General features: G+C 52.6%; 23 protein-coding genes. 19 read left to right on the top strand and 4 right to left on the bottom strand.

Annotated elements, in window-relative coordinates; all coding sequences use genetic code 11:
- Positions 1-73: 73 nt before the first annotated feature.
- The 3 genes from FHP88_RS19450 to coaBC all read right to left on the bottom strand — a co-directional run bounded on the left by FHP88_RS19450 (position 74) and on the right by coaBC (position 4,362).
- Complete coding sequence (locus FHP88_RS19450) at positions 74-2,584, bottom strand: phosphomannomutase/phosphoglucomutase (RefSeq protein WP_144358179.1); 2,511 nt, start codon at positions 2,582-2,584, stop codon at positions 74-76.
- A gap of 118 nt (positions 2,585-2,702) precedes the next feature.
- On the bottom strand, positions 2,703-3,161 hold the full coding sequence (gene dut, locus FHP88_RS06395; RefSeq protein ID WP_144358178.1) for a dUTP diphosphatase: 459 nt from the start codon (positions 3,159-3,161) through the stop codon (positions 2,703-2,705).
- A complete protein-coding gene (coaBC, locus tag FHP88_RS06390) occupies positions 3,139-4,362 on the bottom strand; it encodes a bifunctional phosphopantothenoylcysteine decarboxylase/phosphopantothenate--cysteine ligase CoaBC (RefSeq protein ID WP_144358177.1) in 1,224 nt (407 codons plus the stop codon). The genes dut and coaBC overlap by 23 nt, the downstream gene beginning before the upstream one ends.
- Positions 4,363-4,477: 115 nt before the next feature.
- Between coaBC and radC the strand changes: the two genes are divergently transcribed.
- The 3 genes from radC to rpmG all read left to right on the top strand — a co-directional run bounded on the left by radC (position 4,478) and on the right by rpmG (position 5,769).
- Entirely contained in the window at positions 4,478-5,152 is a 675-nt protein-coding gene (radC, locus tag FHP88_RS06385) for a RadC family protein (RefSeq protein ID WP_144358176.1), read from the top strand.
- 212 nt (positions 5,153-5,364) lie between these two features.
- Complete coding sequence (rpmB, locus tag FHP88_RS06380; protein WP_144358175.1) at positions 5,365-5,601, top strand: 50S ribosomal protein L28; 237 nt, start codon at positions 5,365-5,367, stop codon at positions 5,599-5,601.
- Positions 5,602-5,613: 12 nt separating this feature from the next.
- On the top strand, positions 5,614-5,769 hold the full coding sequence (gene rpmG / locus FHP88_RS06375; RefSeq protein WP_144358174.1) for a 50S ribosomal protein L33: 156 nt from the start codon (positions 5,614-5,616) through the stop codon (positions 5,767-5,769).
- 71 nt (positions 5,770-5,840) lie between these two features.
- Here the strand turns inward: rpmG and FHP88_RS06370 are convergent, their stop codons facing one another.
- Positions 5,841-6,368, bottom strand: coding sequence for a zinc ribbon-containing protein (locus FHP88_RS06370; protein ID WP_144358173.1), 528 nt, complete (start codon positions 6,366-6,368; stop codon positions 5,841-5,843).
- Positions 6,369-6,619: 251 nt separating this feature from the next.
- Between FHP88_RS06370 and leuS the strand changes: the two genes are divergently transcribed.
- The 16 genes from leuS (at position 6,620) to FHP88_RS06290 (ending at position 26,520) form a co-directional block, all read left to right on the top strand.
- Positions 6,620-9,205 carry a leucine--tRNA ligase gene (gene leuS, locus FHP88_RS06365; protein WP_144358172.1) on the top strand — a complete coding sequence of 862 codons (2,586 nt, stop codon included), beginning with the start codon at positions 6,620-6,622 and terminating at the stop codon, positions 9,203-9,205.
- 42 nt (positions 9,206-9,247) lie between these two features.
- Entirely contained in the window at positions 9,248-9,751 is a 504-nt protein-coding gene (gene lptE / locus FHP88_RS06360) for an LPS assembly lipoprotein LptE (RefSeq protein ID WP_144358171.1), read from the top strand.
- Positions 9,752-9,773: 22 nt separating this feature from the next.
- Complete coding sequence (holA, locus tag FHP88_RS06355; RefSeq protein ID WP_144358170.1) at positions 9,774-10,799, top strand: DNA polymerase III subunit delta; 1,026 nt, start codon at positions 9,774-9,776, stop codon at positions 10,797-10,799.
- A gap of 86 nt (positions 10,800-10,885) precedes the next feature.
- Positions 10,886-12,157 carry a glutamate-5-semialdehyde dehydrogenase gene (locus tag FHP88_RS06350; protein WP_186297629.1) on the top strand — a complete coding sequence of 424 codons (1,272 nt, stop codon included), beginning with the start codon at positions 10,886-10,888 and terminating at the stop codon, positions 12,155-12,157.
- Between the two features lie 39 nt (positions 12,158-12,196).
- Entirely contained in the window at positions 12,197-12,805 is a 609-nt protein-coding gene (nadD, locus tag FHP88_RS06345; RefSeq protein WP_144358168.1) for a nicotinate-nucleotide adenylyltransferase, read from the top strand.
- A 79-nt stretch (positions 12,806-12,884) separates the two neighbouring features.
- Positions 12,885-13,244 (top strand): ribosome silencing factor, encoded by a 360-nt coding sequence (gene rsfS / locus FHP88_RS06340; protein WP_144358167.1) that lies wholly within the window; start codon positions 12,885-12,887, stop codon positions 13,242-13,244.
- Positions 13,245-13,287: 43 nt separating this feature from the next.
- A complete protein-coding gene (locus FHP88_RS06335) occupies positions 13,288-14,259 on the top strand; it encodes a helix-turn-helix transcriptional regulator (RefSeq protein ID WP_144358166.1) in 972 nt (323 codons plus the stop codon).
- 136 nt (positions 14,260-14,395) lie between these two features.
- Positions 14,396-14,623 carry a hypothetical protein gene (locus tag FHP88_RS06330; RefSeq protein WP_144358165.1) on the top strand — a complete coding sequence of 76 codons (228 nt, stop codon included), beginning with the start codon at positions 14,396-14,398 and terminating at the stop codon, positions 14,621-14,623.
- 125 nt (positions 14,624-14,748) lie between these two features.
- The gene (gene rlmH, locus FHP88_RS06325; RefSeq protein WP_144358164.1) at positions 14,749-15,219 is read left to right on the top strand and encodes a 23S rRNA (pseudouridine(1915)-N(3))-methyltransferase RlmH; all 471 of its coding nucleotides are present in this window, start codon (positions 14,749-14,751) and stop codon (positions 15,217-15,219) included.
- Between the two features lie 211 nt (positions 15,220-15,430).
- Positions 15,431-16,018, top strand: coding sequence for a Maf family protein (locus tag FHP88_RS06320; protein WP_144358163.1), 588 nt, complete (start codon positions 15,431-15,433; stop codon positions 16,016-16,018).
- A 9-nt stretch (positions 16,019-16,027) separates the two neighbouring features.
- Positions 16,028-17,479, top strand: a complete 1,452-nt coding sequence (gene rng / locus FHP88_RS06315; protein WP_144358162.1) for a ribonuclease G — start codon at positions 16,028-16,030, stop codon at positions 17,477-17,479.
- Between the two features lie 4 nt (positions 17,480-17,483).
- Positions 17,484-21,842 (top strand): YhdP family protein, encoded by a 4,359-nt coding sequence (locus tag FHP88_RS06310; RefSeq protein ID WP_144358161.1) that lies wholly within the window; start codon positions 17,484-17,486, stop codon positions 21,840-21,842.
- A 103-nt stretch (positions 21,843-21,945) separates the two neighbouring features.
- Positions 21,946-22,767 (top strand): carbon-nitrogen hydrolase family protein, encoded by an 822-nt coding sequence (locus FHP88_RS06305; protein WP_144358160.1) that lies wholly within the window; start codon positions 21,946-21,948, stop codon positions 22,765-22,767.
- A gap of 142 nt (positions 22,768-22,909) precedes the next feature.
- On the top strand, positions 22,910-24,352 hold the full coding sequence (gene tldD / locus FHP88_RS06300; RefSeq protein WP_144358159.1) for a metalloprotease TldD: 1,443 nt from the start codon (positions 22,910-22,912) through the stop codon (positions 24,350-24,352).
- 22 nt (positions 24,353-24,374) lie between these two features.
- Positions 24,375-25,718: a metalloprotease PmbA gene (pmbA, locus tag FHP88_RS06295; protein ID WP_144358158.1), complete on the top strand. Its 1,344-nt coding sequence runs from the start codon at positions 24,375-24,377 to the stop codon at positions 25,716-25,718.
- Positions 25,719-26,175: 457 nt separating this feature from the next.
- The gene (locus FHP88_RS06290) at positions 26,176-26,520 is read left to right on the top strand and encodes a hypothetical protein (RefSeq protein ID WP_144358157.1); all 345 of its coding nucleotides are present in this window, start codon (positions 26,176-26,178) and stop codon (positions 26,518-26,520) included.
- The last annotated feature ends 46 nt before the right edge of the window (positions 26,521-26,566 follow it).

Here is a 26,566-nt window from a genome sequence, read left to right as displayed (position 1 = left end):
ACAGACCCAGTACCGGCGCCCTGTTGCTGAGTAGAATTATCCTTCTTTAACCGGTTTCGAGTAGATTGCCTATCTAGAAAGGGAGCTGAAGACCAGGCTCAGTGACTAACAGCCAATCATGAAACTGCCGTTGTATCCGCTCTAGGGATGCATCACTGTTCGCCTCAAATCGAAACACTAAAGAGGGCGTAGTGTTTGATGGCCTGACCAGACCCCATCCATCTTCAAACTCAATACGCAACCCATCAATATCCACCACTTTGGCATCGGGAAAATCAACCCCTTCCGCCAGCTTCTCCATCAGCGCAAAGTTCTCGCCCTCATGGGCAAAAGTAATATTTAACTCTGGCGTAGAGACACTCTCGGGCAGCCCCGCAAATACCTCTGTTACTGACATGGGCTCGCTCGATAACAGCTCAAGCAACCGGGCGCAAGAGTATAACCCATCGTCAAAACCGTACCAGCGCTCTTTAATAAACAGATGACCGCTCATCTCCCCCGCCAGCAACGCGCCCGTCTCACGCATCTTTGCCTTAATCAGGGAGTGCCCCGTCTTCCACATAATGGGGCGCCCACCGTAGGAGAGAATTTCATCCGCAAGGTGACGACTCGATTTGACATCATAGATCACATCGGCACCCGGTTGACGAGACAGGACATCACGCGCAAGTAACATTAATAACCGATCCGGCCAGATGATCTTGCCGGTTGCATCCACCACGCCCAGCCGGTCACCATCACCATCGAAGGCAACACCCAGATCGGCCTTGCGTTCTCTGACAGCCGTGATCAGATCAGCAAGATTTTCCGGTTTACCGGGATCTGGATGATGATTTGGAAAATCCCCATCGACCTTGCAGTAGAGTGGCGTCACATCACAACCCAATGCCTGGAACAGGGCAGGAGCTACCACACCGGCCACACCATTACCACAATCCACCACCAATTTGAGGGGGCGGCTCAATTGCACATCATCAACAATGCGCTCGATATAATCTGGCAACAGATCCTGCTCATGGAGCACACCCTGACCCTGCCTCAGATTTCCGCGCTCGATACGCTCACGCAATCCAGCGATTCCATCACCGGATAGCGCCGAACCGTTGATCACAATCTTCAGGCCATTGTAATCAGAGGGGTTATGGCTACCCGTTATCATCACACCGGAATTACTGCCTAGAAAATAGGTCGCAAAGTAGAGAACCGGTGTAGGCACCATGCCAATATCCAGCACATCACAACCGCTCGCCATTAAGCCATCACTGAGCGCGCGACTAAATGCCGCCCCAGAATGTCGGCCGTCACGGGCCACTATAACGGTATGCTGCCCCTGGTCCTGTGCCTCACTGCCAATAGCCCGCCCTATCTCAAAAATAATTCGCTCATTCAGTGTCTGACCAACAACACCGCGTATATCATAAGCGCGGAAGATGGAAGTGGGCAGTGCCTCAAGAGGCTCACTGTAGGCTGGACTGGTAGACTCATCCTCAAAAGCTTCAAGATCTGTCAACTCAGCTTCACTGGTTTCGCTCTTCACCGCCACCGCCTCTGACGCCGGCTTACGTGATGACTGTTGCCATATCTGCCTGATCAGACCGAATACATGGCCAAACTCTTCGAGCCGGGGTTGATTGATGCGTCCAATCAAACCACTCTTAAGCACCTCAACAAGGGAAAACATGGATTCAAGATCATCCCGCATGGCCTGCTTGAAGCGCTTCGATTGCAAGAGAAGGACGCCCATTATCAGCAAGGCTGTCATGCCAATAACAACCAGTGAGAATACCTGTACCTCACTTGTCCAGTTCGCCCCATTGGGTGCAAATGCGATCTGCCAGATGCTGCCAGAAATAGCTGTTGAACCAGCTACTGACGCGCCTGAATCACCTGCTGCTACAAGCACAACAGGAGCCCCTTTGACCAGTTGCTGCAGCTCAATACGGCCATCAACGCCTGAAAATGCCGCCACCCCGGACTGCAGCCAGCTATAGGGATAAGCCACATGCAACACCCCAACAACAGGGCCACCTTCGTCAGCAAGCACAGGAACCGCAAGGGCAATATGTTGTTGCGCAGTACCTATTTGATGGACCTCGGCAACGGATGGTGCAGAGCCCCGCTCTACTGTTCGAAGCATATCCAGCGAGGCGTAGCTGATAGGTGGCTCACTCGCGGGGTCCAACTGATCCCAACCTTTAGGGAACAGGCGCACTTTCAAGGCATCCGGCAGCAGTCGCTGGAGCCTTTGCTCCTGGACTCTCATCCCGCTCACATCCTCATTCAGCAACTGACTTCTAATCTCTCGCTGTGTCGCCAGCCCCGCAAGCAAATCCCGTTTAATGGCCAAACTGTCAGCGATCCCTGTGGCAAGGCTTTTAGAAACCAACTGGAGTTGCTTCAGACTTGTTCGCTGATCTTGCTGGGACTGCAGAAAAACGATAGCCGCGGCGGCAATCATCATAAGGATGAGCGTCGTCATAACAGCGACATTGAAATATCGTCCTGCACTTCCCGCAACAGCCACAACACGTGTTGGCGGTGCCGCCCCTTCTTCCTCGTTAACCGCTTTTTTTCGTTTTAACATAACCACATCCCTGACTCTCCCCAGAATCACCTACATCAGCGCTGGTCTACAATGACATAATGTCTACTGTTTACAACATCAGGCCCGGACAAGACAATTTATTGATTCCGATTGGCGCTCAATGCCTACCGGAATGTCCAAATCCCCCACTACCCCGCTCCGAAGCGCGGAATTCATCCACAATCTCAAACTCGGCCCTGACCACCGGAATGACGACAAGCTGAGCGATTCGCTCACCAATCTCTATCCGAAAGGTTTCACTGCCACGATTCCAGCAAGAGACAAACAGCTGCCCCTGATAATCGGAGTCGATCAACCCCACCAGATTACCCAATACAATGCCGTGTTTATGGCCTAACCCGGAACGCGGCAAAATCACCGCTGCCAGCTTGGGATCTTCCACATGGATCGCCATGCCAGTTGGGATAAGTTGAGTCTCTCCCGGACCAAGCGCCAGCGGAGCGTCAAGCATGGCACGCAGATCCATGCCGGCAGAGCCCGCTGTTGCATAAGCGGGTAAGGGAAAGTCACTGCCCAGCCGGGGGTCAAGAATTTTAAGCTGGATATCTGTTTTCATAGCGTTCCGTTATCAAGGTTACCAATTGTTCTGCCAGCATCCCTTTATCTGCCAAGGGTAAACGTTTCTGCCCACCTTCCCATAACAGGGTCAGTGCATTCTCGTCCCGCTCGAATCCACCTTCGGATGCGCCAACCAAATTTGCGGCAATCATATCAATCTTCTTGGCAATTCGCTTCTTCTCGGCATAGGTCTCTGGCGCTTGTGTCTCTGCCGCAAAGCCGACGGTAAATGGCGCCTTGGACAATGCCGCTACTGTGGCCAGGATGTCATTATTACGCACCAGATGAATCTCCATCTGTTCATTGTTCTTCTTGATTTTTTGATCCGCCACCACCTCGGGGCGATAATCGGCTACCGCCGCGCAGCCGACAAAGATATCGCACTCAGTCACCCGATCCAGCACCTTCTGCTCCATCTCTCGAGCGGTTTCTACATCAAAGCGTGCAACACCCGCGGGGGTAGCCAAAGAAACAGGCCCGGCAACTAGCTCTACCGTTGCGCCTGCAGAGACAAAGGCCCTTGCCAGGGCGAAACCCATTTTTCCAGAGCTTCTGTTACCGATAAAGCGGACGGGGTCAATTGGTTCCCGTGTTGGTCCGGCGGTCAACAGCACGCGAACGCCAGAGAGCGGTCCCGATGAGAAGTGATTACAGAGCTGCTGAAACAGCGCTTCCGGCTCAACCATCCGACCAGGACCCACCTCACCACAGGCCTGATCACCCAAAGCAGGACCCCAAAGCCGCACACCCCGATGAAGCAGCACCCCCACATTGTGCTGTGTGGCCTGAGCTTGCCACATCTGTTGATTCATCGCGGGAGCCAATATAAGTGGCGCTGCCGTTGCCAGACAGAGCGTCGAGAGTAAATTATCGGCAAAACCATTCGCCAACCGGGCGATAAAACTGGCACTGGCTGGTGCCACAAGTACCACATCCGCCCAGCGCGCCAATTCGATATGCCCCATTGCCGCCTCATGCCCCGGATCGAACAGATCCTGCCGAACAGTGCGGCCGGATACCGCCTGGAGTGTCATAGGTGTTACAAACTGACTGGCACCGCCCGTCATGACCACTTGAACTTCTGCACCGGATTTCCGCAAAAGCCGGACAAGCTCAACTGATTTATAGGCCGCTATACCACCGGTGACTCCCAGCAATACCTTCCTATCCGCGAGAACATTCACATCACCTATCTGCATTGATCAGCTTCACATTAGTCATAAAGTCTCCCAGATTAACTGAATGAACGATTATCTGGAACCCACACCTATCTATTGATATGATTTTATCGCCTATTGCAACAGGGAGGTGTATATGGCAATCACTGATTGGCCTACCAATGAACGTCCAAGGGAAAAGCTGTTACAGAGAGGACCATCCGCCCTCTCCGACGCTGAACTACTGGCGATATTTCTGCGTACCGGAGTCAAAGGGAAAAGCGCCGTTGATTTAGCCCGTGAGTTGCTTGATCAGCATAAAGGACTGGGCAATCTACTCGCTGCTGACCGTGCCAGCTTTTGTCGCAGTCACGGCCTGGGCAGCGCCAAATATGCCCAACTACAAGCGGTACTTGAAATGAGCCGCCGACATCTACGGGAAAATCTGGACAGAGGCGAGGCCATAACCAACCCTCGCCAGACCCGCGAATACCTACAGGCCCGACTCTCAACCTATCCGCAAGAGGTCTTTGCCTGTCTGTTCCTGGATACCCGGCATCGTGTCATAGAGTATGAGGAGCTTTTCCGGGGCACGATCGATGGCGCCAGCGTCCACCCGCGTGAAGTGGTGAAGCGAGCCTTGGCACACAACGCCGCAGCCCTGATCCTGGCGCATAACCACCCATCAGGCATTGCCGAACCCAGCCAGGCTGATCGTTCCATCACACAACAACTTAAGCAGGCGCTCGCCTTAGTTGATATTCGGTTACTGGATCATATGGTAATCGGCCATGGAGAAGTTATTTCCATGGCCGAACAGGGCGACATTTAAAGCAAAAGACCTCAATGCATTGAGATATATAACAATTATGCGGATTTCCTAGACAAACCATGCCATAGCGTTTAAAAAAAGGCATAAAGAAAACTTGAAACGCAAAAGGCTTTTTGCTATAAATCCGCCTCTTCGCCCCACTGGGGGTGTAAACGATTTCATCGCATCCTGAGTTTCAGGGTAGCAAAAGACAGTTTTTCGAGGATTTAACCATGTCCAGAGTGTGTCAGGTTACGGGCAAGCGGCCTGTGACAGGGAACAATGTTTCCCACGCCCACAACAAGACCCGCCGTCGCTTCTTGCCGAATCTCCACCAGCATCGCTTCTGGGTAGAGAGCGAGAACCGTTGGGTTCGTCTGCGCGTATCCGCCAGTGGCATGCGCATCATTGACAAAAAAGGCATCGACGCAGTTCTCACCGACATGCGTGCCCGTGGCGAAAAGTTCTAAGGAGCAGAGACCATGCGTGATAAAATCAGACTCGTATCAAGTGCCGGAACCGGTCACTTCTACACCACCACCAAAAACAAGCGCAACATGCCGGGCAAGATGGAGATCAAAAAATTCGATCCCAAAGTTCGCAAGCATGTCATGTACAAGGAAGCCAAGATTAAATAATCTTAGCGCTCTTGCGAAACTAAAAACCCGTCAAAAACGACGGGTTTTTTATTGCCTGATTATGCCCAAGCTTACACCTGCTCTGAACTTCGCCGATAGGTTGTACCTCGACATTTTGAGCAGGGCGGAATATGCCCGGCCTTATGGAAGTGCAACTCCTTACCGCACTGATCACAAACCAGGGTACCCGGCCCGGTAACCTCACCTGTTCGGTAGATAGCCGCTTGCCGAGCCTGATTGGCAAAACGCTCTAATTCCAGACGCGTCCGGTCAGCAACCGAGGCAAACATCTCCATTAGCCGCCCCTCTATCAACTCCACATCAAATCGGAACCAATCCCGAAATTCATCACCCGTCTCTACCAGAAAATGGGCGGCCTCTTTCATATCCCGCTCGACGTAAGTGGCAATTTTTTCCGCCTCTTCACGCGTCAACTCATTCAGTTCAACGGCCTTTTCCCTCGCCGCATCCAAACTCTTCTTGAGTGAGGGCAACGTACTTTTTTCTGCTTTGCCAATCACCCCATCCACATACTCCAACATCCGCTCATAGGCATCTACCATCCGCTCGACGGGATCTTTCTCATCTCTATCGCTCATAATGCATCCTTACTTCGTCTCTGTTACATGGCACAAAACGATCGCTCTTATAGTTATGTTTTACACCAACTTCGCCATAACTCAAGACAGGGCTAACACAGAATACGCACTTTTTTCCTGTTTATTGACAAAAAGCCCTGAAGAATGGCTTTTATGTCCGTCCCGACAGATGATATGCCTTCATGTCTAACCGGTGGTAGGGTATCCTTAGTCGTTTAATCTACAGCATTTATTAGTAACCCGCCCTGAAAATGAAAGAGACATATACACCAGCCTCCATTGAGCCTGCAGCACAACAATACTGGACAGACAATAAGAGCTTCCAGGTCACTGAAGATACGACCAAAGAGAAGTACTACTGCCTCTCCATGTTCCCCTATCCCAGTGGAAAACTGCATATGGGGCACGTGCGCAATTACACGATTGGCGACGTTGTTACACGCTATCAGCGCATGCTGGGGAAAAACGTTTTACAACCCATGGGCTGGGATGCATTCGGCTTACCCGCAGAAGGGGCCGCAATAAAAAACAAGATGGCTCCAGCCAAATGGACTTACGCCAATATTGACTACATGAAAAACCAGCTACAACAGCTGGGCTTTGGCTATGACTGGGGACGAGAGCTGGCAACCTGCAAGCCCGAGTACTATAAGTGGGAGCAGTGGCTGTTTACCGAGCTGTTCAAAAAAGGACTGGTCTACCGCAAGAACTCTGTCGTCAACTGGGACCCGGTTGATCAGACCGTGCTTGCCAACGAGCAAGTAATTGATGGTCGCGGCTGGCGCTCTGGCGCCCTAGTAGAAAGACGCGAAATCCCCCAGTGGTTCGTCAAGATTACTGACTATGCAGACGAATTACTGGAAGAACTGGATCGCATGGAGGAGTGGCCAGAACAGGTGCGCACCATGCAAAGGAACTGGATCGGCCGCTCCGAAGGCGTGCAGATGGAGTTCGGCATCGAAGACTCCAATGAGACAGTCACCATCTACACGACTCGTCCAGACACCCTTATGGGCGTCACCTATATGGCCGTCGCAGCAGAACACCCTCTTGCCCTAAAAGCCGCAGAGAATAATCCAGAACTGCACACCTTCATTGATGAGTGTCGGCAAGGCAGTACCTCCGAAGCAGATATTGAGCTGATGGAGAAAAAAGGCCATCGCCTCGGTATCAATGCCCTGCATCCCATTACCGGGGAGCCTGTACCGATCTTTGCAGCCAACTTCGTATTGATGGGTTACGGCACTGGGGCCGTGATGGCAGTCCCCGGGCATGATCAGCGGGACTGGGAGTTTGCACACCGCTATGACATCCCGATCAAGCAGGTCATCCTCTCCCCTGACGGCAGTGACTGCGCGATTGACAAGGCCGCCTATACCGAGAAGGGCGTACTGACAAACTCAGGTATCTTCGATGAATTGAGCTCAGCCGATGCTTTCGAAGCCATTGCCCAACACCTTGAGTCTGCAGGCAAAGGCGAAAAAAGGGTTAACTTCCGTCTGCGTGACTGGGGAGTCTCCCGACAACGCTACTGGGGCGCGCCAATCCCCATGATTCATTGTGATCGCTGCGGCATCGTCCCGGTACCCAAAGAGCAGCTTCCTGTTATTCTTCCAGAAGACATTGCGTTTGATGCCACTGGCGGATCGCCTATCAAGAAGATGCCCGAGTGGTATCAAACCCCGTGCCCTGAATGCGGCGGTGATGCTGAACGCGAAACGGACACCTTTGATACCTTCATGGAGTCCTCCTGGTACTTCGCCCGATATACCTGCCCGGATGCAGATGATCAAATGCTGGACCAGCGGGCCCGCTACTGGCTGCCTGTCGATCACTACATCGGCGGCATCGAACACGCTATCCTGCATCTGCTCTACGCACGCTTCTACAACAAGCTGATGCGTGATGCGGGACTGATCGATAACAGTGAACCCTTCACCAAGCTGCTGACACAAGGCATGGTGGTGGCCGAGACCTATTATCGTAGCGAGAGCGATGGCGGGAAATCCTGGTACAACCCGGCTGACGTAGAAACCGTGCAAGACGAAAAAGGCCGAGTAGTCAGCGCCAAGCTTATCGCCGATGGCAATTCAGTCGAGATTGGCGGCATCGAAAAGATGTCGAAATCAAAGAATAATGGCGTCGACCCACAATCGCTGGTCGATAAATTTGGCGCTGATACAGTACGCCTCTATACCATGTTCACATCACCTCCTGAGCAATCACTGGAGTGGTCCGATGATGGCGTAGAAGGCGCCAACCGTTTTCTGAAACGTCTTTGGGCGTTGGCTTATAAAAAGCACACGATCATTGCCACAACAGATGGCACATTGAACAACTTAAACGCCGAGCAGAGAACGGCAAGACTTGAGATACACACCGCCCTTAAACAGGCCTGTTTCGATTACGATCGCCAGCAATTCAACACCGTCGTTTCGGCTGCCATGAAGATCGTCAACACGCTCTATAAACTGGGCGATGAACCAAACGATGCAGCCCTACTTCGTGAAGGCATGAGCATTGTCCTGCGACTACTGGGCCCCATTGCACCCCACATGACCCATGAATTGTGGCGCACGCTTGGCCTTGGCGATGAAATACTGAACTCGACCTGGCCACAGGCCGATGAGAGTGCCTTGATTCAGGACTCCATACAGTACGTCATTCAGGTCAACGGTAAGGTAAGGGCCAAAATCGAAGTCCCCGCTGATGCAGACAAGGCAGCCATTGAACAGGCCGCTCAAGATGACCCTAACGCTCAGAAATTCATCGGCGATGCCCAGATACGTAAAATTATTGTGGTACCCAATAAACTGGTTAATATTGTCGCAAAATAATGCCTAAAGGAGCAGACACTGTCTGCAAGAGCGGAGAACAACATGATTGGGATTAAGTCACGCCACCTTGCACTCTTGATAATGGTGGCATCGCTGACGCTTCAGGGATGCGGCTTTCAACTGCGCGGCAGCACCAACCTCCCCAGTTCAATAGGCCCCGTATTCATTCAGGGCGTCGGAGAATATGAAGAGCTGGGCAGAGAGCTGACCCAGATGATCACTTACAGTGATTTACAGGTGGTTAAAACCCGCGACAGTGCCGTCAGCACGCTGAAAATCACCCAGCGAGCCAGTGACCGGCGCGTCATCTCTGTAGACGGCAACGGAAATGTGGCTGAATACGAGCTGCATGAAGGGGCCACTTTCAGCTTGATTGCCGCAGACGGCCATGAACTGGTTAAAGAGCAAGTCGTCAGCATTACCAGCACCTACCTCAATTCAGAGACAGAGGTACTGGGTAAGCAGCAGGAAGAAGGAACCTTGCGTAAAGATATGCAACGCGACCTCGCCTCGCAAATCATGCGAAGGCTGGAAGCGCAGCTTTAGTAGCGGCCACCCGTAGACTCCGATGCGCGTCCGCCCCCATGAGCTGTTATCGCAAATTCAACGGAATGGCCTGGCCCCTATCTATGTCGTCAGCGGGGACGAACCGTTACAGATCAACGAAGCCAGTGACACTATCCGCTCAAGCGCCAGAGCCCAAGATTTCAGCGGGCGAGACATACTCGACGCCACAGCAAAATTTGACTGGAACGAGCTGACCGCCGAGGCCAACAGCCTCTCGCTCTTTGCGGAGAAGCGGATCATTGATCTTCGCCTTCCTTCAGGCAAACCCGGCAGAGAGGGCGGCAAAGCACTCAGTGAATATGCCGACCGCCCCCCGGAAGACACCATTCTGCTGCTCACCCTACCCAAGCTCGACAAGAGCCAGATCAGTAGCAAATGGCTCAAGGCCCTCGAATCGAAAGGTGTATTTATTCAGATCTGGCCGATCGAGGGAAACCGTCTGCAGCCCTGGATTGAACAGCGCATGCGAACGGCTGGGCTGATCCCTGGTCCACAAGTTGCGCACCTGCTGGCGGAGCGAATTGAGGGCAATTTACTGGCGGCAGCCCAAGAGATCGACAAACTGCTGCTGCTTTTCGGCGCGGGCGTGATCAATCTAGAGCAGCTCCAGGAATCCGTTGCGGATAGCGCTCGATACGACATTTATGGACTGGTAGACAGTGCACTTGAAGGAGGCATCGCCCGCAGTATACGCATGCTTAACGGGCTGCGCGCAGAAGGCACCGCCGCGCCCATTATACTCTGGGCACTGACACGGGAAATCAGGCTCCTCTGCACCTTAGCACAGCAAGTTGAACAGGGACGCTCACCACAACAAGTCGTCGCAACAGCCCGTGAAGTGTGGGACAAACGCAAACCATTGGTCAGTCAGGGCCTGCAGAGATTAAACCGACGGGAATGGAAAAAACTGCTGCAACTCTGCTGCCTCACCGACCGAGCCATCAAGGGGCAAAACCCGCAAGACCCATGGTTGCAACTGCAGCGCATCTGCACCCGCATGGCAGGTGCACCACTACTGGCGGAGTAACCGCTCGACAGATTGTCTCACGCAACCCCGAAACAATTTGTTAGACTCCCTCCATTACATTCAGCTTACCGAACACCGGAATGACCATGTCGAGTGAAATTGTAGACATCAACCGTTATATGACCGAACTCGGTCAACGCGCCCGAGCCGCATCACGCAGACTCGCAGCCGCCTCTACGGGTGACAAAAATGCGGCCTTGCTGGCGATCGCCCAGGACCTGGAGGAACAGCGAGAACAGCTGATGGCCGAAAATCAGCGCGATCTTGAGGCCGGTAGAGCGAAAGGTCTTGATGCGGCCCTACTCGATCGTCTGGAACTGACACCAGGGCGTATCGACAGCATGATTGAAGGGATTCAGCAGATCATCTCCCTCAGTGATCCCATTGGTGAGATCTTTGACATGAAATACCGGCCCACCGGCATTCAAGTGGGACGTATGCGCGTACCGCTAGGCGTGGTAGGCATCATCTATGAGTCTCGCCCCAATGTTACGGCGGATGCGGCCGCACTCTGCCTAAAATCAGGCAATGCCACCGTACTACGGGGCGGCTCTGAGGCCTTTCACTCAAACCAGGCTATCGCCGCCAGCATTCAGCGCGGCTTGGAACAGAGCGGACTCCCTGCCGATTGCGTTCAAGTCGTGGCCACCACGGACCGGGCGGCGGTGGGTGCCATGATCACCATGCCCGAGGCGATTGATGTGATTATACCGCGTGGCGGCAAAGGACTGATTGAGCGCATCTCCAAGGATGCGCGTGTTCCAGTCATCAAACATCTCGATGGCATCTGCCACGTTTATATTGATGATCAGGCCGATAACGTCAAGGCGTTTGATATCGCCATCAACGCCAAAACCCAACGCTATGGCACCTGCAACACCATGGAGACCCTGCTGGTGGCCGAAGCTATTGCAGAGGATATTCTACCCCTGCTGGGGGCCGCCTTTTCCGAGCATGAGGTGGAGCTACGTGGCTGCCCCTGTTGCTGCGAAATCTTGGAGGGGTGCATACCCGCAACGGACGAAGACTGGGATACAGAATACCTTGGGCCGGTTCTCTCGATTCGCGTAGTAAAGAACATGGATGAGGCGATTGATCACATCAACCGGCATAGCTCCGGGCATACAGAGTCCATCGTTACCGAGAACTATACCCGCGCCCGGCGCTTCCTCTCGGAAGTGGACTCCAGCTCAGTGATGGTGAATGCCTCTACACGTTTTGCGGATGGTTTTGAGTATGGCTTGGGTGCCGAAATCGGTATTTCGACAGACAAATTCCACGCTCGTGGCCCCGTCGGCCTCGAAGGTCTTACTTCAGTCAAGTTCATTGTCCTTGGCGATGGGCACATCCGCACCTAGGAAGTGTCCCTCCATCCAAGGAGGGGCACCAAACCTTTTATGATTGGCATACTCGGCGGCACTTTTGATCCCATCCACTACGGCCATCTGCGTACTGCATTGGATGTTCAACAGGCGCTGGGGCTGAGCCAGATCAAACTGATCCCGTTATCAGACCCACCGCACAGAGACGCACCCACCAGCACCCCACAACAGCGTCTAGATCTTCTAAAGGCTGCGGTTGAGGATGAACCGCTCTTGACCATTGACACCCGGGAGTTGGAGAGAAGGGGGAAGTCTTATACGGTGGATACCCTGCTTTCGCTAACGGCAGAACAACCAGACGAGACCTTCTGCCTGCTGCTGGGAAGTGATGCCTTTAATGGTTTCCCCCTTTGGAAAGAACCCAACCAGATCTTGTCACTTTGCCATCTAGTGGTGATGCAACGACCAGGAGAAACTGATCCGACTCATTATCAAGATCGAATCACGCATAATCCGAGCGATTTAAGCACAAAGGCCTCTGGACTCATCCTCCCCCTGTCCGTTACCCAACTGGAGATATCAGCCACCCAAATTCGGATGTTGCTCCAGCATGGAAAATCCCCCCGCTACCTGCTGCCTGACCCGGTACTACAGCAAATTTTAGAAAAGAAACTCTATCAGTGAACCTAAATCTCTGTGGCTGCCGCATTTTTAATATAAAATCACCTTTGAAGTAACTTTTTCAATTACAGCGTAGAGAGATATGCAGACAGACGAACTTCGCGACCTTATCCTGAAAACACTCGACGACATGAAGGCACTGGATGTAAAGGTGCTGGATGTCCGGGGCAAGACCAGCATCACCGATCTTATGATCATCGCCAGCGGCACCTCCAATCGACATGTAGCCTCCATAGCGGAGACCGTCGCCTACAAAGCAAAAGAGGTCGGCGAAACACCCCTCGGCACCGAGGGACTGAAAGAGGGCGAGTGGGTTCTGGTTGATTTGAATGACGTCGTGATTCATGTCATGCAAACCAAAGTGCGGGACTTTTATCAGCTTGAGCGGCTTTGGGATCTCGACACTCCAGCAAACGATACCCCGTCAGTAAAACGACAATAGCCCACACAGTGGCATCCCCCACATTGCGCACAGCTCAGTCACAATGGACCGATTCGACCGCATATTTGATCTGCACAAACTACTCAGCGCTTCCCGATACCCCGTATCGCGACAGCGCATTGAGGAAGAGCTGGAGTGCTCTCGAGCCACAGCGAAGCGGATCATTGACGCCATGCGTCTCTATCTTAATGCACCCATTAAGTATGACCGGGAATTAAATGGCTACTATTATGATCGCAGCGAAGGAGAGATGTATGAACTACCGGGCGTTTGGTTCAATAGTTCAGAGTTGCACGCCCTGCTGAGCGTCCAACAGTTGTTGGAGCATGTCCAGCCCGGCTTGCTTGACCAACAACTGGCGCCCCTGAAAAACCGCATCGAGTCACTGCTCAAGGCCCAGGCGTTAGGGGGGAACCATCTGTCACAACGCATCCGCATACTGCGGGCCACCTCACGTCCGGCGGGTGAATACTTTCAGCGAGTCAGTGGCGCCTTGGCCCAACGAAGACAGCTGAAAATCAGCTATTACCAACGGGCATCAGATGCAGCCACCGAGCGAACACTCTCCCCCCAACGCCTGACCTACTACCGAGACAACTGGTACCTGGATGCTTATTGCCATTTACGGCAGGGACTTCGGACTTTTGCCCTTGATGCACTGACCAAAGCCGAAGTGTTGACAGATAACGCCCTTGATCTCACCCCGGAGGAGCTGGACGCCCACACCACCAACTCCTACGGCATTTTTTCAGGCCAATCCAGCCATATGGCCCATCTTCGCTTCACCCCGAGACGAGCTCGCTGGGTTAGTCGTGAGGCATGGCATCCCCTGCAACAATCGAGCTGGTCAGAAAAGGGAGAATATGAACTGCGCATCCCCTATCACCGAGAAGAGGAGTTGGTGATGGATATTCTGAAGTATGGTGCCGATGTCGAAGTAATCGGTCCGTCCCAGCTCAGATCACGTATCCAGCAGCAGCTTCAAAATACATTGGCCCTTTATAAGGAAAAATAGCCTACACAAACCCCTTTTAGTTCATTATAATGAACGTAGTTCCCGTCAGAGGGACGCGCGATACCATTATCGCCCGAGAGCCCAACCTTAAACGTCCCCAAACCCCGGACATGACAATTACGCATGGAAAGCCACAATGTCATATCCAGAAAATCAATCCACCCTGATTAAGTGGCTCAGCACACTTTTTATACTATGGCTGGGCCTCTGGCTCCTCCTATTGATATTTCTGCCCCGGGAGTACTACACCGTCCTCTTTTTTCTGTTGGGCATTGCCCCAATTCTGGGCTGGTTCATGGTCCAGCCCAGACGCGTGATCTGGTTCTTTATGATCTTTTTTGGCGTCAACAAGCTAGATGACTAAGTTCACCACCACGACCGAGTTCAGGATGAATTGCTTTAAATAGTCCTGATTGATAGGGTACCGATCTCTCGGTTAATTGAGTGAGTTGCCAGCAAACTTCGGGTCACTTCTATTGAACAGTCACCATGATTATCCACCTCATAACAGTCGGTAACAAAATGCCCCGCTGGGTACAGGAGGGCTACCAAGAGTATGCCAAGCGCCTCCCGCCGGAATGCAACCTCAAGCTGGTTGAGATCGCTCCCGGTCATCGGGGTAAAAGCGCCGACATCAGGCGAACCGTCAAAGATGAAGGCGAGCGCATGTTGAAGGCCATACCCAAAGGGTGTCGTGTAGTGGTCCTGGATGTCATTGGAAAATCCTGGAGCACCGAACAACTCTCGACTCAACTAGGACAGTGGATGAATGGGGGTTCTGATATTGCCCTGCTGGTCGGCGGACCAGAAGGACTTGCCGAGGCCTGCCTGGAACGAGCCGACGGCCGCTGGTCGCTCTCTGCACTTACCCTACCCCATCCACTGGTACGCGTCATCATATCAGAGCAGCTCTATCGTGCATGGAGCCTGCTGCAAAACCATCCCTATCACCGCGCTTAGTGCTGCATAGCAAAACCGTAACCCTGGCACAGTCATGCCATTCTTTGCTGTCTTTCAGATTCACACTGGTGTAGGGTTATACCTGAGACTGTCAACCCCTGATCCGCACTGAAAACCAGGGTTAGACAGTCAATAATAACGACGTTTTTTTAAGCGCACTGTTGGCAGCACAACCCGTTTTTATTTTCAATCAAAGAAGTACAGGCTAAGCATGCAGCCGCTGATCTATCTCGCCTCGAATTCACCACGCCGTCGTGAACTACTGATGCAGATCGGGGTCCACCACACTGTGGTTGGCGTGAACATAGATGAGACACCACTACCCGGAGAAGCCCCGGCGGAATATGTGATTCGCATGGCCTTAACCAAGGCCCGGGCCGGTTTCAAATCAAGTGATCGGGATAAACCTTTACCCATTCTTGGCGCTGACACGGCGGTTGTCATTGATCATCAAATCCTTGGCAAACCCAATAGCCGTGATGACGCCATAGCAATGATGATGAAACTCGCCGATAACACCCATAAGGTACTGACCGGTGTCGCCGTCATCTCGCAACATGAAGAGACTCGCCTAAGTGTCAGCCACGTGCAGTTTCGGCCTATCAGCCGAGTACAGGCCGAAGCGTACTGGGAGAGCGGAGAGCCAGCCGATAAAGCGGGCGGATATGGCATCCAGGGCATCGGGGCGATCTTTATCGCCAAACTGGAAGGTAGTTTTTCGGGTGTCATGGGGCTACCCCTCTTTGAAACGGCAGAACTTTTACAACGGGTGGGCATTTGCCCGCTCAGATGTGAATAGAGAAAGAACATGAGTGAAGAGATACTTGTCAATGTCACACCGCCTGAAACACGTGTTGCCGTCATTGAAAACGGTGTAGTCCAAGAGATTATCATTGAACGCACACAACGACGCGGCCTGGTTGGTAATATATACAAAGGTAAAATCTGTCGCGTGCTACCAGGCATGCAGGCGGCCTTTGTTGATATCGGCTTAGAGCGCGCCGCATTCCTGCACGCCTCTGATATCAGCAATGGTAACGCGGTGAGCAGTGAGAGTATTAACGAACTGGTGCGTGAAGGGGCTGAGGTTATTGTCCAGGTGGTTAAAGACCCGCTCGGCACAAAAGGCGCCCGACTCACTACCCATATCTCTATACCCTCCCGCTACTTGGTCTTCATGCCCGAATTAACCAATCTGGGAATCTCACAAAAGATTGAAGATGAGAATGAGAGAACTCGGCTACGAGATATCGTTAGCGGATTTTTTGGTGACTCTTCACTCAAAGGGAATTTTATCATCCGCACTGCGGCAGAGAGTGTTGATGAGGAAACCCTGAAGTCGGATATTCGCTTCCTGACCCGTCTTTGGCACGCTATCCAGGATCGTCTGCAAACTTCACCGGTAAAACAGCTGATCCATGAGGATCTACCACTCTACCTGCGCTCACTCCGGGATCTTATTACCGATGATGTAGAGCGTCTGCGCATTGACTCACGCGAAAACTGGCAGAGACTGAGCCAATTTGCTGAAAAACTCATTCCTGACAGCCCCGTAAAGATCGAGTACTACCCTGGTGAGAGACCCATATTTGATCTCTATGGGGTCGAAGATGAGATTCAAAAGGCACTCGAGCAGAAGGTAACACTTAAATCCGGTGGCTATCTGATTATTGATCAGACCGAGGCAATGACCACCATTGATGTAAACACCGGCGCATTTGTCGGCCATCGTAATCAGGAAGAGACCATATTCAAGACCAATATGGAGGCCGCCCAGGCTATCTGCAGACAGTTACGGCTGCGCAATTTAGGCGGCATTATCATTATCGACTTTATCGATATGATGGAAGAGGAACACAAACGACAAGTGTTGCGTGCACTGGAGAAGTGCCTTGCGAGAGACCATGCCAAGACCCATATCACCGAAGTATCCAGTCTGGGCCTGGTCGAGATGACCCGAAAACGGACCCGCGAATCGCTTGAACACATCCTCTGTGAACCTTGCCCTTGCTGTGGGGGTCGTGGATCCCTGAAGACGGCGGAAACCACCTGCTATGAAATATTTCGTGAAATACTCCGTGAGGCACGGCAGTTTGATGTCGAATCACTGCTGGTACTGGCCTCTCAAGAAGTGGTTGACCGCCTTCTTGATGAAGAATCCGCCACCCTGGCAGAGCTCGGCAGTTTCATTGGCAAAAACATTCGCCTACAAGCCGAATCGCTGTATACACAGGAACACTATGATGTGGTGTTAATTTAGGGGCATGAAGCGTCTCTTCCATTTTTCAGTCAGAACCCTGCGCCGGTCTCTGATCTTACTGATCGTACTCACCGGCCTACTGATTATTGTGGGGCGACTACTGATCCCGCTGGCGGCAGAATATCGTGCGGACGTAGCGGATTGGGCCAGTGAGCTATTGGGCCAGCCCGTTGAAATCGGCCGACTCAAGGGCGACTGGCGGGGCCTGGGACCCGAACTGGTGCTGTATGACCTTCAGCTCATCAACCAAAAAACCCAAAAAGCCACCCTCTATCTGGAAGAGGTAAGGGTCTCTTTCGGAATAATCGATTCACTGCGACAGTTCAGTCCGGTAGTAAGAAAAGTCTCATTTATTTCACCCCGATTACGGGTGGTACGCCAAAAAAGCGGGGCCATTACTGTTGGCAATCTGGATGAGATGGAACAGGCCGATAGCAGTTCTGCTTTTCTTCTCCCCACACACTTGAGCCTGATAAAAGGTGAAATCATCTGGGAAGATCTTACCTCAACAGCACCGCCACTGAGACTGACGGACGTAAATCTTTACATGCGTAATGGTGGCACCCGCCATCAATTGACTGGCAGCGTGAACCTGCCTGGCAAGCAGCAAGGAAAGATTGACCTGTCCATCGACCTAAAGGGTCAACTCGACCGGATAGAAACCTGGACCGCCCGCAGCTTTATGCAAAGTCGAGGCATTGATCTGGCCTTTCTCCTTAACCGACGCATCGCGCAGGGCTACCGATTCAGCAATGACCAGGCCGATATCACGCTCTGGGGAGAGTGGAACCATCAGGGCCTGGTCAGCCTGGAAGGGACAACTGAGTGGGACAAGGTGATCATTACGCGGCAATCGCCTGAAACAGGTAAACCCGCCGGAACCCTGGAGTTGGATAGGATCGCAGGTGCTGTGCGCATCCAAAGACTGGATACAGGCTGGCAAATGGATCTGGCTGACCTGCAGATTCAACGCAAGGGGACGGACTGGCCCAAGGCTCAGATGGGTGTTGTTGCGAATAAGGACGCGTCTGGAAACTGGCAGGTCAGTGCTGGCAGCTCTCATTTTCGCTTGGAAGATATCCAGGCGATTAGCACGCTGTTCCCCGGCATTGACACGGGTATAGAACAGACGCTGAGCAACATACAGGCTCAGGGCAGCCTGAATAACTTGCGCCTGAAGTACCACCAACAACCGGAAGGCATCAACTGGGAAGCCAGCGGCGATGTTTCAGCCTTTCACTCAAAACCCTGGAAAGATATTCCCGGCATCAGTAATCTGCCCCTGTCTTTCTGGATGGGACCAGACCAAGGCACCCTGGCCTTAAACGCCAAGGATGTCACCCTGGAGTTTGCCGACCTGTTTCGAGATCCACTGATACTGAAGCAGGTGATCGGTGACCTCACATGGAAGGCCGACACCGATAGCATCACACTCAATACCGATCAACTCTTTGCCGCTAATGACGATATTCATACCGTCACTCGAATGCGCATGGACATACCCCGTTCGGAGCAGGAGCCACTGTTTCTGGATTTGCAGAGCGACTACTGGGACGGTGACGCCATCACCACCCATCGCTATCTGCCTGCAGGGATCATGGGGGAGAATGTGGTTGCCTGGTTGGATCGCAGTATTGGAGAAGGGCATGTCACCGAAGGCAGCGTGGTAGTACGCGGCCCACTGCAGGACTTCCCCTTCAACACAACGCACAGCGGACGGTTTGAGGTCTTTTTCAATGTGGAAAATCTCAAACTGGATTACTGGCCAGAGTGGCCCGCCCTCAATAACCTTAATGCCGACGTTCGCTTCCTCAACAACAGTTTTGATACCTGGGCTACTGGTGGATCGATACTCGACAGCCGCCTTGAGTCAGCCCATGCCACGATCGCTGATCTGGCATTTACTTCTCCACTGCAGTTGACCGGCCAGGTGAAGGGACCATTCAATGACAACCTCCGACTCCTGACAGAGTCACCCCTGAAAGCCGATTTTGCTCAGCTCACCAAAGGACTTAATGGCGAAGGTGATGCTCAGCTCGGACTCTCATTCAGCCTGCCCATTGACGATGGATCTCCCTTCAAGCTGGACGGCAAACTCAGTTTCCTCAACTCAACATTAGCCTTGGCAGATTGGAAACTGGCGCTCAACAAGATCCAGGGAGATCTGCAATTTGATCAAGACCATATCTTCGCCTCCGGCATAAAAGGGGAGGCACTTGGGCTGCCTATCATTGTTGATGTAGCAACCCCTAAACATAATGCAAAGGCCACACGAATCAGCGCCCGTGCAACTATTTCAAGTAAAAACCTGCAGGCACAACTCCCGACACAAAACATTCAAGACCACCTGTCAGGCCAGAGCCTGTGGAAGATGGATTTGGATATCCCCCATATCTCCGCAGGACCAGATGCCCCCGTTCCTCTGAGCATCACCTCGGATCTCATCGGATCTCAAATAAACTTCCCGGAACCGCTTGGAAAAAGTGCCGAACAAGCGTGGCCATTCCAGCTTAAAACCCGCATAGATGGCCGGGATGTGCAGCGGTTAGATATTCGTTACAACGAACAGGTCCGCCTGGCACTGGCACTCAACAGAAAGGGCAATACGCCGCGACTGACCCATGCCGGCATTCAGCTGGGTGGTGCGGAAGCCACGCTGCCAAAACGAGAGGGAATAGAGGTAAAGGGCAGACTCGACCGCTTAGCGCTGGATGAGTGGTTAAGCATTACTGATCGGACGACGAGCGCATCAACCCTGCCACCACTCAACCGCGTTGCAGTAGAAATCGGCCAGCTACAAATTTCAGATCAGCAATCAGGCGCAACACGCTTTCTTCTGGAACGAGGGGAGACACATTGGGAAGGCACCCTCATAGGTGACTGGGCAGAGGGTGGGCTGCTCTATCCCATCAATTCCGCCACAACCCCTGAATTGCGGGTAAAGCTTAAGCGAATCCAGCTCGACCCGTGGCTCGCTCTCTTCTCCGCACTAGAACCAGAAGGTGAAAATGATGCAAGCCATTCAATACCATCAGAAATCAGCATAGTAGCCGACCAACTGACCCTGAAAGAGGCCACTGTATCCGACTTTGTATTCAAGCTGAAGCAGCGACAGGACCGTTGGCAAGGCGACATCCGCAGCAACCGGTTCGAGGGGACGTTGATGATCCCTGCGAGGTCACAAGAAGAGCCTATTCAACTGAACCTCAATCGACTCAGCCTCACCCTCGACGACAGGTTACTGAATCAGAAAAAAAACACGGTTTCGACAAAACGTAAAGCGCTTGATCCAACAAAATTGTCCGCAATCCAGGCAAACGTTAAGGAGGTCGTGATCAATGACAAGCCTTTTGGGTCCCTGCAGATTATCACTCAACGACGCGCCACTGGACTTGAGCTACAGATCGCCACCCTCAATTCTGACCGTATCGTCATCGCAGCAACCGGTAGTTGGCTTGTGGATTCTGCACAACAGTCCAGCTCACGCATTGACCTCTCACTCTCCAGTAAGGAGCTAGGCTCGGTTCTCACTGACCTCAATCTGACAGACAATTTAAAAGAGGCTCCCGTCGAGATTGATAGCCGTCTGAACTGGCAAGGCTCACCCGTGGACTTCAGCACTCAGGGGCTGAACGGACAAGTCAGCATGCAGATCGGCAGTGGCCAATTCCTGAAAGTAGATCCGGGCGTTGGCCGGCTCTTTGGTCTCTTCAATCTCGGCGCATTGAAACGCAGGCTCACCCTCGACTTCAGTGACATATTCCAAAAAGGCTTCGCCTTTGATGCCATCACTGGCACCTTCCTGCTCGACACAGGCGACGCCTACACCAATGATTTTCAGATGAAGGGACCTTCAGCCAATATCGAACTCTCCGGTCGAATTGGCTTGGGTGATGAGGACTTTGATTCGCTGGTAACCATCACACCCAAAATCTCATCCAGCATTCCTATCGCTGGCGCAATAGCGGGTGGTCCTGCAGTAGGTGCGGCACTCTTTATCGCACAACAACTGATGGGAGATGCCTTTGATAAGGTGACCCAACTCCAATATATGGCAACAGGCTCCTGGGACAACCCTATACTGACCCCAAAATCCAGGGAGCCTGCGGAAGGGGACAAACAAAGAGACGAGAAGGTTTCATCGCGCCCTGAACAGCCGGAACCAGAAATTGATCCGACGCTGGATCTCGAGCCGGCAGAAGAACTCGCAACAGAGTCCACCACAACGGACAAACCTGACACCGAAAATCCTGCGCCCGACAAAGAAAAGAAAAACAAGGTATCCCGCTTCTTTTCAAAACTGCTGAACAAAATCAAACCAACTGGGCCAACCTATGAGCAAGTGCCTAAGGACATACAATAGGCCACCGCCCCATGCTTGGTCACTGATAACGGATAATGCTATGCTCAGAAAAAATAGCGACAGCAGTATTGTCTCTAAATAACCAAGGAATCATGCAGCCATCATGAATAAAGAGCGTTCAAGAGTATCAGCTATACAAATGGCCACGGGGCCTAATGTCAGCGCCAATCTGCTCGAGGTTGAGCGTCTTGTCACCGAAGCCGTAGATAACGGCGCTGGCTTGGTCGTACTACCCGAAAACTTTGCCTTCATGGGTAAACAGGATCGTGACCTCTGCGCACTCCGGGAAATCGATAACGATGGCCCACTTCAAGAGTTTCTCAGCCATCTGGCAAAGCGCCACGAAATCTGGGTGGTGGGTGGCACGCTCCCTCTGGAAGCGCACGATAACAGCAAAGTACGCGCGGCCTGTATCGTCTACGATGCGCAGGGAAAACGTGTTGGCCGTTATGACAAGATCCACCTGTTTGATGTTAACCTCGTGGAAGCCAATGAGCGCTACGTTGAGTCAGAGACCATAGAAGCGGGCGATGAAATCGTCGTCCTGGACTCGCCTTTTGGCAGGCTCGGTATAGCCGTCTGTTATGACCTGCGCTTTCCTGAGCTGTTTCGTAAACTGCTTGATAAAGGGATGGAGATTGCCTGTATGCCATCCTCCTTCACCGCCATTACGGGCAAGGCGCACTGGGACACCCTGGTACGTGCCCGAGCGATTGAAAACCTCTCCTATGTTGTCGCCGCCGCTCAAGGTGGATTTCACATAAATGGACGCGAAACCCATGGTCATAGCATGATCGTGGACCCCTGGGGCAATATCCTCTCCCAGGTACCGCGGGGGACCGGATCTGTCAGCTGCAAGCTGGACCTGGGTTACCTGGCTTCACTGCGACGCAACTTCCCAACCATCAATCACCGCAAACTCTAGCGCTTATTCGCTGTCTACCCTATATACTGCATATATGCAGCGCCAATATTCGGCGCTGTGGCAAGAGAGTATTCAAACGAGCGGCGAAAATGCGTTGCTGCGGCTCCCAAACCAATAGACTCGGATTGATTAAGACATCGGCATGGCAGACACATTAGAGATAGTTCGTAACACCCTTCTTACACCGGCATCCCTCAATGACAGCGACCTTGACCGGGTCATGGATCAGTTGCTGACTTCACAGATTGATGCCGCAGACATCTACTTCCAGGCCAGCCGTCTCGAGTCCTGGGTACTGGAAGACGGTATCATCCGGGATGGCAATTACAATATTGAGCAAGGCGTCGGGGTACGGGCGATCAGTGGCGAAAAAACCGGCTTTGCCTACACCGATGAGATTGCCCTACCCAGTCTGCTAGACGCGGGGCGTACGGCACGAGCCATTGCCCGAGCCGGGGCTCAAGGTAAAACCCGTCTAGCCCGAACCACTACAACCCAACAACTCTATGCGCCAATCAACCCGCTAGAAACCATGACAGAGGATGAAAAGATTGCGCTGCTGCGCAAACTGGATGCAGAGGCCCGGAAGGAAGACCCACGCGTCCAGCAGGTCATCGCCAGTCTTGTATCCGCCCATGATGTGGTACTGGTCGCCGCCAGTGACGGCACACTCTGCGCTGATATCCGCCCCCTGGTACGCTGTAATGTACATGTTATTGTCGAATCGGAAGGACAGAGAGAGCAAGGCTCCAGCGGCGGCGGCGCCCGCGAGGGCTTCCAGTTCTTTATTGATGAGGACCGCGCACTCGGCTACGCTCGTGAAGCTGTCCGACAGGCGCTGATAAATTTAGAAGCCGAGGCAGCACCGGCAGGCACCATGACTGTCGTTCTGGGATCGGGGTGGCCAGGTATTTTGTTACACGAGGCCATTGGCCATGGACTGGAAGGTGACTTCAATCGTAAAGGGACGTCCGCTTTTTCGAGTCGCATGGGCGAAAAAGTCGCTGCCAGCGGCTGCACCGTGGTCGATGACGGCACCTTGCCGGGGCGCAGGGGCTCGCTCAATATTGATGACGAAGGCACGCCCTCCGAGTACACCGTACTCATAGAAGACGGCATACTTAAAGGCTACATGCAGGATAAACATAATGCGCACCTGATGGGCACACGATCAACCGGAAATGGTCGCCGTGAATCCTATGCCCACCTCCCCCTGCCTCGCATGACCAACACCTACATGTTGCCAGGCAAGCATGACCCAGGCGAGATCATCTCCTCGGTCAAACGTGGCCTCTATGCGGTCAATTTTGGTGGGGGACAAGTCGACATTACCTCGGGGAAATTCGTCTTCTCTGCCAGCGAAGCGTACTTGATTGAAAATGGCAAGGTGACACGTCCGGTGAAAGGGGCAACGCTCATCGGTAGTGGCCCAGACGTGCTGACTGAAGTCAGTATGATCGGTAATGATCTTGAGCTAGACGCAGGCGTCGGCACCTGTGGTAAAGAGGGGCAGAGTGTACCTGTTGGCGTCGGACAACCTACCCTTAAAATCGACAATCTGACCGTTGGCGGCACCAGCGCCTGACCTCTTCCAACGAGACAATTCCATGAGTGAACAAAATTCGATGACAATTCGTCAGGCACAGCTTGAGCAGATGGTCCATGATCTTCTGAGTGAGGCAAAACAACTTGGAGCCACTGCTGCAGAAGCGGCCGCATCCAGTGATAGCGGACTCTCCATCAATGTTCGCAAAGGCGATGTTGAAACCATAGAACACACCCGCGACCAAGGGCTTGGTATCACGGTCTATTTTGGCCAGAAGAAAGGTTCCGCCAGCACCTCTGATTTCAAGCCAGAGGCTGTCAGGGATACCGTTCGTGCTGCCTGCAACATAGCCCGATTCACCAATGAAGATCCCTACAGCGGATTGGCCGATGCGGATCGCATGGCGACCAACCTACCTGATCTTGATCTCTATCATCCCTGGGATCTTACACCTGAAGCCGCCATTGAACTGGGTATTGCCTGCGAGCGTGCCGCCCTGGAGTCCGACCCAAGAATCAGTAACACCGAAGGGGCTGGAATCAACAGCCACAGCGGACTACATGTGTATGGAAACAGCCATGGCTTTGTGGGGGGATATCCAAGCAGTCGACATAGTCTGAGCTGCTCAGTAATAGGTGAGCAGAGTGGTGCTATGCAACGTGACTACTGGTACACCGTGGGCCGCAAATCAAGCGACCTGGAATCAGCAGAAGCGGTAGGTCGCATGGCCGCTGAACGAACTCTGGCCAGACTTGGAGCACGTAAAATCAGCACACGACAGACCCCCGTTATCTTCCGTTCTGATATTGCCGGTGGATTGTTGAGAAATCTGGTCGGGGCCATCAGCGGCTCCAGTCTCTACCGAAAGGCCAGTTTTCTACTCGATCATCTCGGTGAGCAGATATTTCCTGCCCATATTCAGATCCAGGAAAACCCACGCATCCCAGGTGGATTGGGCAGTGCCTCTTTTGACAGTGAGGGGGTCGCTACCTATGACAAGCAGATCATTCACGATGGCGTACTTGAAACCTACCTGTTGAGCAGTTACTCAGCACGCAAACTCGGCATGCAGAGCACCGCCAACGCCGGTGGCACCCACAATCTCAGCATCACGCCCGGGGATCTTGACCTGGAGGGATTGCTCAAGGAGATGGGCAGTGGCCTGCTAATTACCGAGATGATGGGACAAGGTGTAAACATGGTCACGGGCGACTACTCCAGGGGAGCAGCAGGATTCTGGGTCGAACAGGGTGAGATTCAATATCCGGTCGAAGAGATCACCATTGCAGGCAATCTAAAGCAGATGTTTACTCAACTGCTGGCTGTGGGCAAGGATGAAGAGCGTCGCGGTAACATTCGCACCGGCTCATTGTTGATTGAGCAAATGACCGTCGCTGGGGATTAGCAAAGGTAAAAATCGGCTGACAGAAAAAGAAACGGGACCACTAATGGTCCCATTAAAACTCCTCCAGGCTTGTTTGATACGTACAGGACGTTCTATTTTTAATTGGCCTGTTTCGTAGACTGTTCACTCTGTATGTACTGGTGACTGGTCTATCGGCGCCTCCTGGCAATGATCCAGTAATGACTGAATCGGCTCCCCCTCCTCATATCTTAAATTCGGTGTAGCGAGTAACCCTAACCTTTACGCGGTCACTTTTCAACGGGCAATAGCTTGAATTTACAAATGAATTAGCTTTTTCCATGCCCGCATCCAACATTTGCATTGGTCGGAGACTAAAGCGTTCGCTACAGTAAACGGATCAATCACACCAAGTCAATCACAAAATGTCTTGTTGTTCTGGGCAAGAACACAGTGGATAGGTTATCCTTATGATTCTAGGCCAAAACATAAGGTAACCATGCAGACTATACCCGACATTACAGATAACGAAACCTGGATCATTCGCACAACCCTGCATGAGCGCTACGGTCAGGAAATAGAACTGCAATTGGCAGATTCTGAGATTCGCCTGCGCCCCTCTGACCGAGAGTTGAGCGCTTGCCCAGTCTGGTACTGGCAGTGGAATAACTGTCATTTTGTCATCTTCAAGACGGGTGATCGCAAATACCGATGCCAGTTTTTTTATAAACCCTATCGCCAATACAACACCGGGGTCTACGAATACACGGATATCACGGAGTGCGTAGTATCACTACTCCAGGCCCAGGCCGATTTCGAGGCGAAAGAGCGCGGCGATATATAGCGCCCACAACGGCCTAATCAGATCCAAACAGAATTATTACTAAACT

It is taken from the genome of Sedimenticola selenatireducens (assembly GCF_007625115.1).
In the GTDB taxonomy this organism is placed as follows: Bacteria; Pseudomonadota; Gammaproteobacteria; order Chromatiales; family Chromatiaceae; genus Sedimenticola; species Sedimenticola selenatireducens_A.
This window is presented reverse-complemented; position numbering and strand designations above follow the sequence as displayed.

What these genes read in the sequence shown, in the direction of transcription:
- FHP88_RS19450 (WP_144358179.1), bottom strand. Translation starts at nt 2,584, where the DNA reads ATGTTAAAACGAAAAAAAGCGGTTAACGAGGAAGAAGGGGCGGCACCG.
- dut (WP_144358178.1), bottom strand. Translation starts at nt 3,161, where the DNA reads ATGAAAACAGATATCCAGCTTAAAATTCTTGACCCCCGGCTGGGCAGT.
- coaBC (WP_144358177.1), bottom strand. Translation starts at nt 4,362, where the DNA reads ATGCAGATAGGTGATGTGAATGTTCTCGCGGATAGGAAGGTATTGCTG.
- radC (WP_144358176.1), top strand. Translation starts at nt 4,478, where the DNA reads ATGGCAATCACTGATTGGCCTACCAATGAACGTCCAAGGGAAAAGCTG.
- rpmB (WP_144358175.1), top strand. Translation starts at nt 5,365, where the DNA reads ATGTCCAGAGTGTGTCAGGTTACGGGCAAGCGGCCTGTGACAGGGAAC.
- rpmG (WP_144358174.1), top strand. Translation starts at nt 5,614, where the DNA reads ATGCGTGATAAAATCAGACTCGTATCAAGTGCCGGAACCGGTCACTTC.
- FHP88_RS06370 (WP_144358173.1), bottom strand. Translation starts at nt 6,368, where the DNA reads ATGAGCGATAGAGATGAGAAAGATCCCGTCGAGCGGATGGTAGATGCC.
- leuS (WP_144358172.1), top strand. Translation starts at nt 6,620, where the DNA reads ATGAAAGAGACATATACACCAGCCTCCATTGAGCCTGCAGCACAACAA.
- lptE (WP_144358171.1), top strand. Translation starts at nt 9,248, where the DNA reads ATGATTGGGATTAAGTCACGCCACCTTGCACTCTTGATAATGGTGGCA.
- holA (WP_144358170.1), top strand. Translation starts at nt 9,774, where the DNA reads ATGCGCGTCCGCCCCCATGAGCTGTTATCGCAAATTCAACGGAATGGC.
- FHP88_RS06350 (WP_186297629.1), top strand. Translation starts at nt 10,886, where the DNA reads ATGTCGAGTGAAATTGTAGACATCAACCGTTATATGACCGAACTCGGT.
- nadD (WP_144358168.1), top strand. Translation starts at nt 12,197, where the DNA reads ATGATTGGCATACTCGGCGGCACTTTTGATCCCATCCACTACGGCCAT.
- rsfS (WP_144358167.1), top strand. Translation starts at nt 12,885, where the DNA reads ATGCAGACAGACGAACTTCGCGACCTTATCCTGAAAACACTCGACGAC.
- FHP88_RS06335 (WP_144358166.1), top strand. Translation starts at nt 13,288, where the DNA reads ATGGACCGATTCGACCGCATATTTGATCTGCACAAACTACTCAGCGCT.
- FHP88_RS06330 (WP_144358165.1), top strand. Translation starts at nt 14,396, where the DNA reads ATGTCATATCCAGAAAATCAATCCACCCTGATTAAGTGGCTCAGCACA.
- rlmH (WP_144358164.1), top strand. Translation starts at nt 14,749, where the DNA reads ATGATTATCCACCTCATAACAGTCGGTAACAAAATGCCCCGCTGGGTA.
- FHP88_RS06320 (WP_144358163.1), top strand. Translation starts at nt 15,431, where the DNA reads ATGCAGCCGCTGATCTATCTCGCCTCGAATTCACCACGCCGTCGTGAA.
- rng (WP_144358162.1), top strand. Translation starts at nt 16,028, where the DNA reads ATGAGTGAAGAGATACTTGTCAATGTCACACCGCCTGAAACACGTGTT.
- FHP88_RS06310 (WP_144358161.1), top strand. Translation starts at nt 17,484, where the DNA reads ATGAAGCGTCTCTTCCATTTTTCAGTCAGAACCCTGCGCCGGTCTCTG.
- FHP88_RS06305 (WP_144358160.1), top strand. Translation starts at nt 21,946, where the DNA reads ATGAATAAAGAGCGTTCAAGAGTATCAGCTATACAAATGGCCACGGGG.
- tldD (WP_144358159.1), top strand. Translation starts at nt 22,910, where the DNA reads ATGGCAGACACATTAGAGATAGTTCGTAACACCCTTCTTACACCGGCA.
- pmbA (WP_144358158.1), top strand. Translation starts at nt 24,375, where the DNA reads ATGAGTGAACAAAATTCGATGACAATTCGTCAGGCACAGCTTGAGCAG.
- FHP88_RS06290 (WP_144358157.1), top strand. Translation starts at nt 26,176, where the DNA reads ATGCAGACTATACCCGACATTACAGATAACGAAACCTGGATCATTCGC.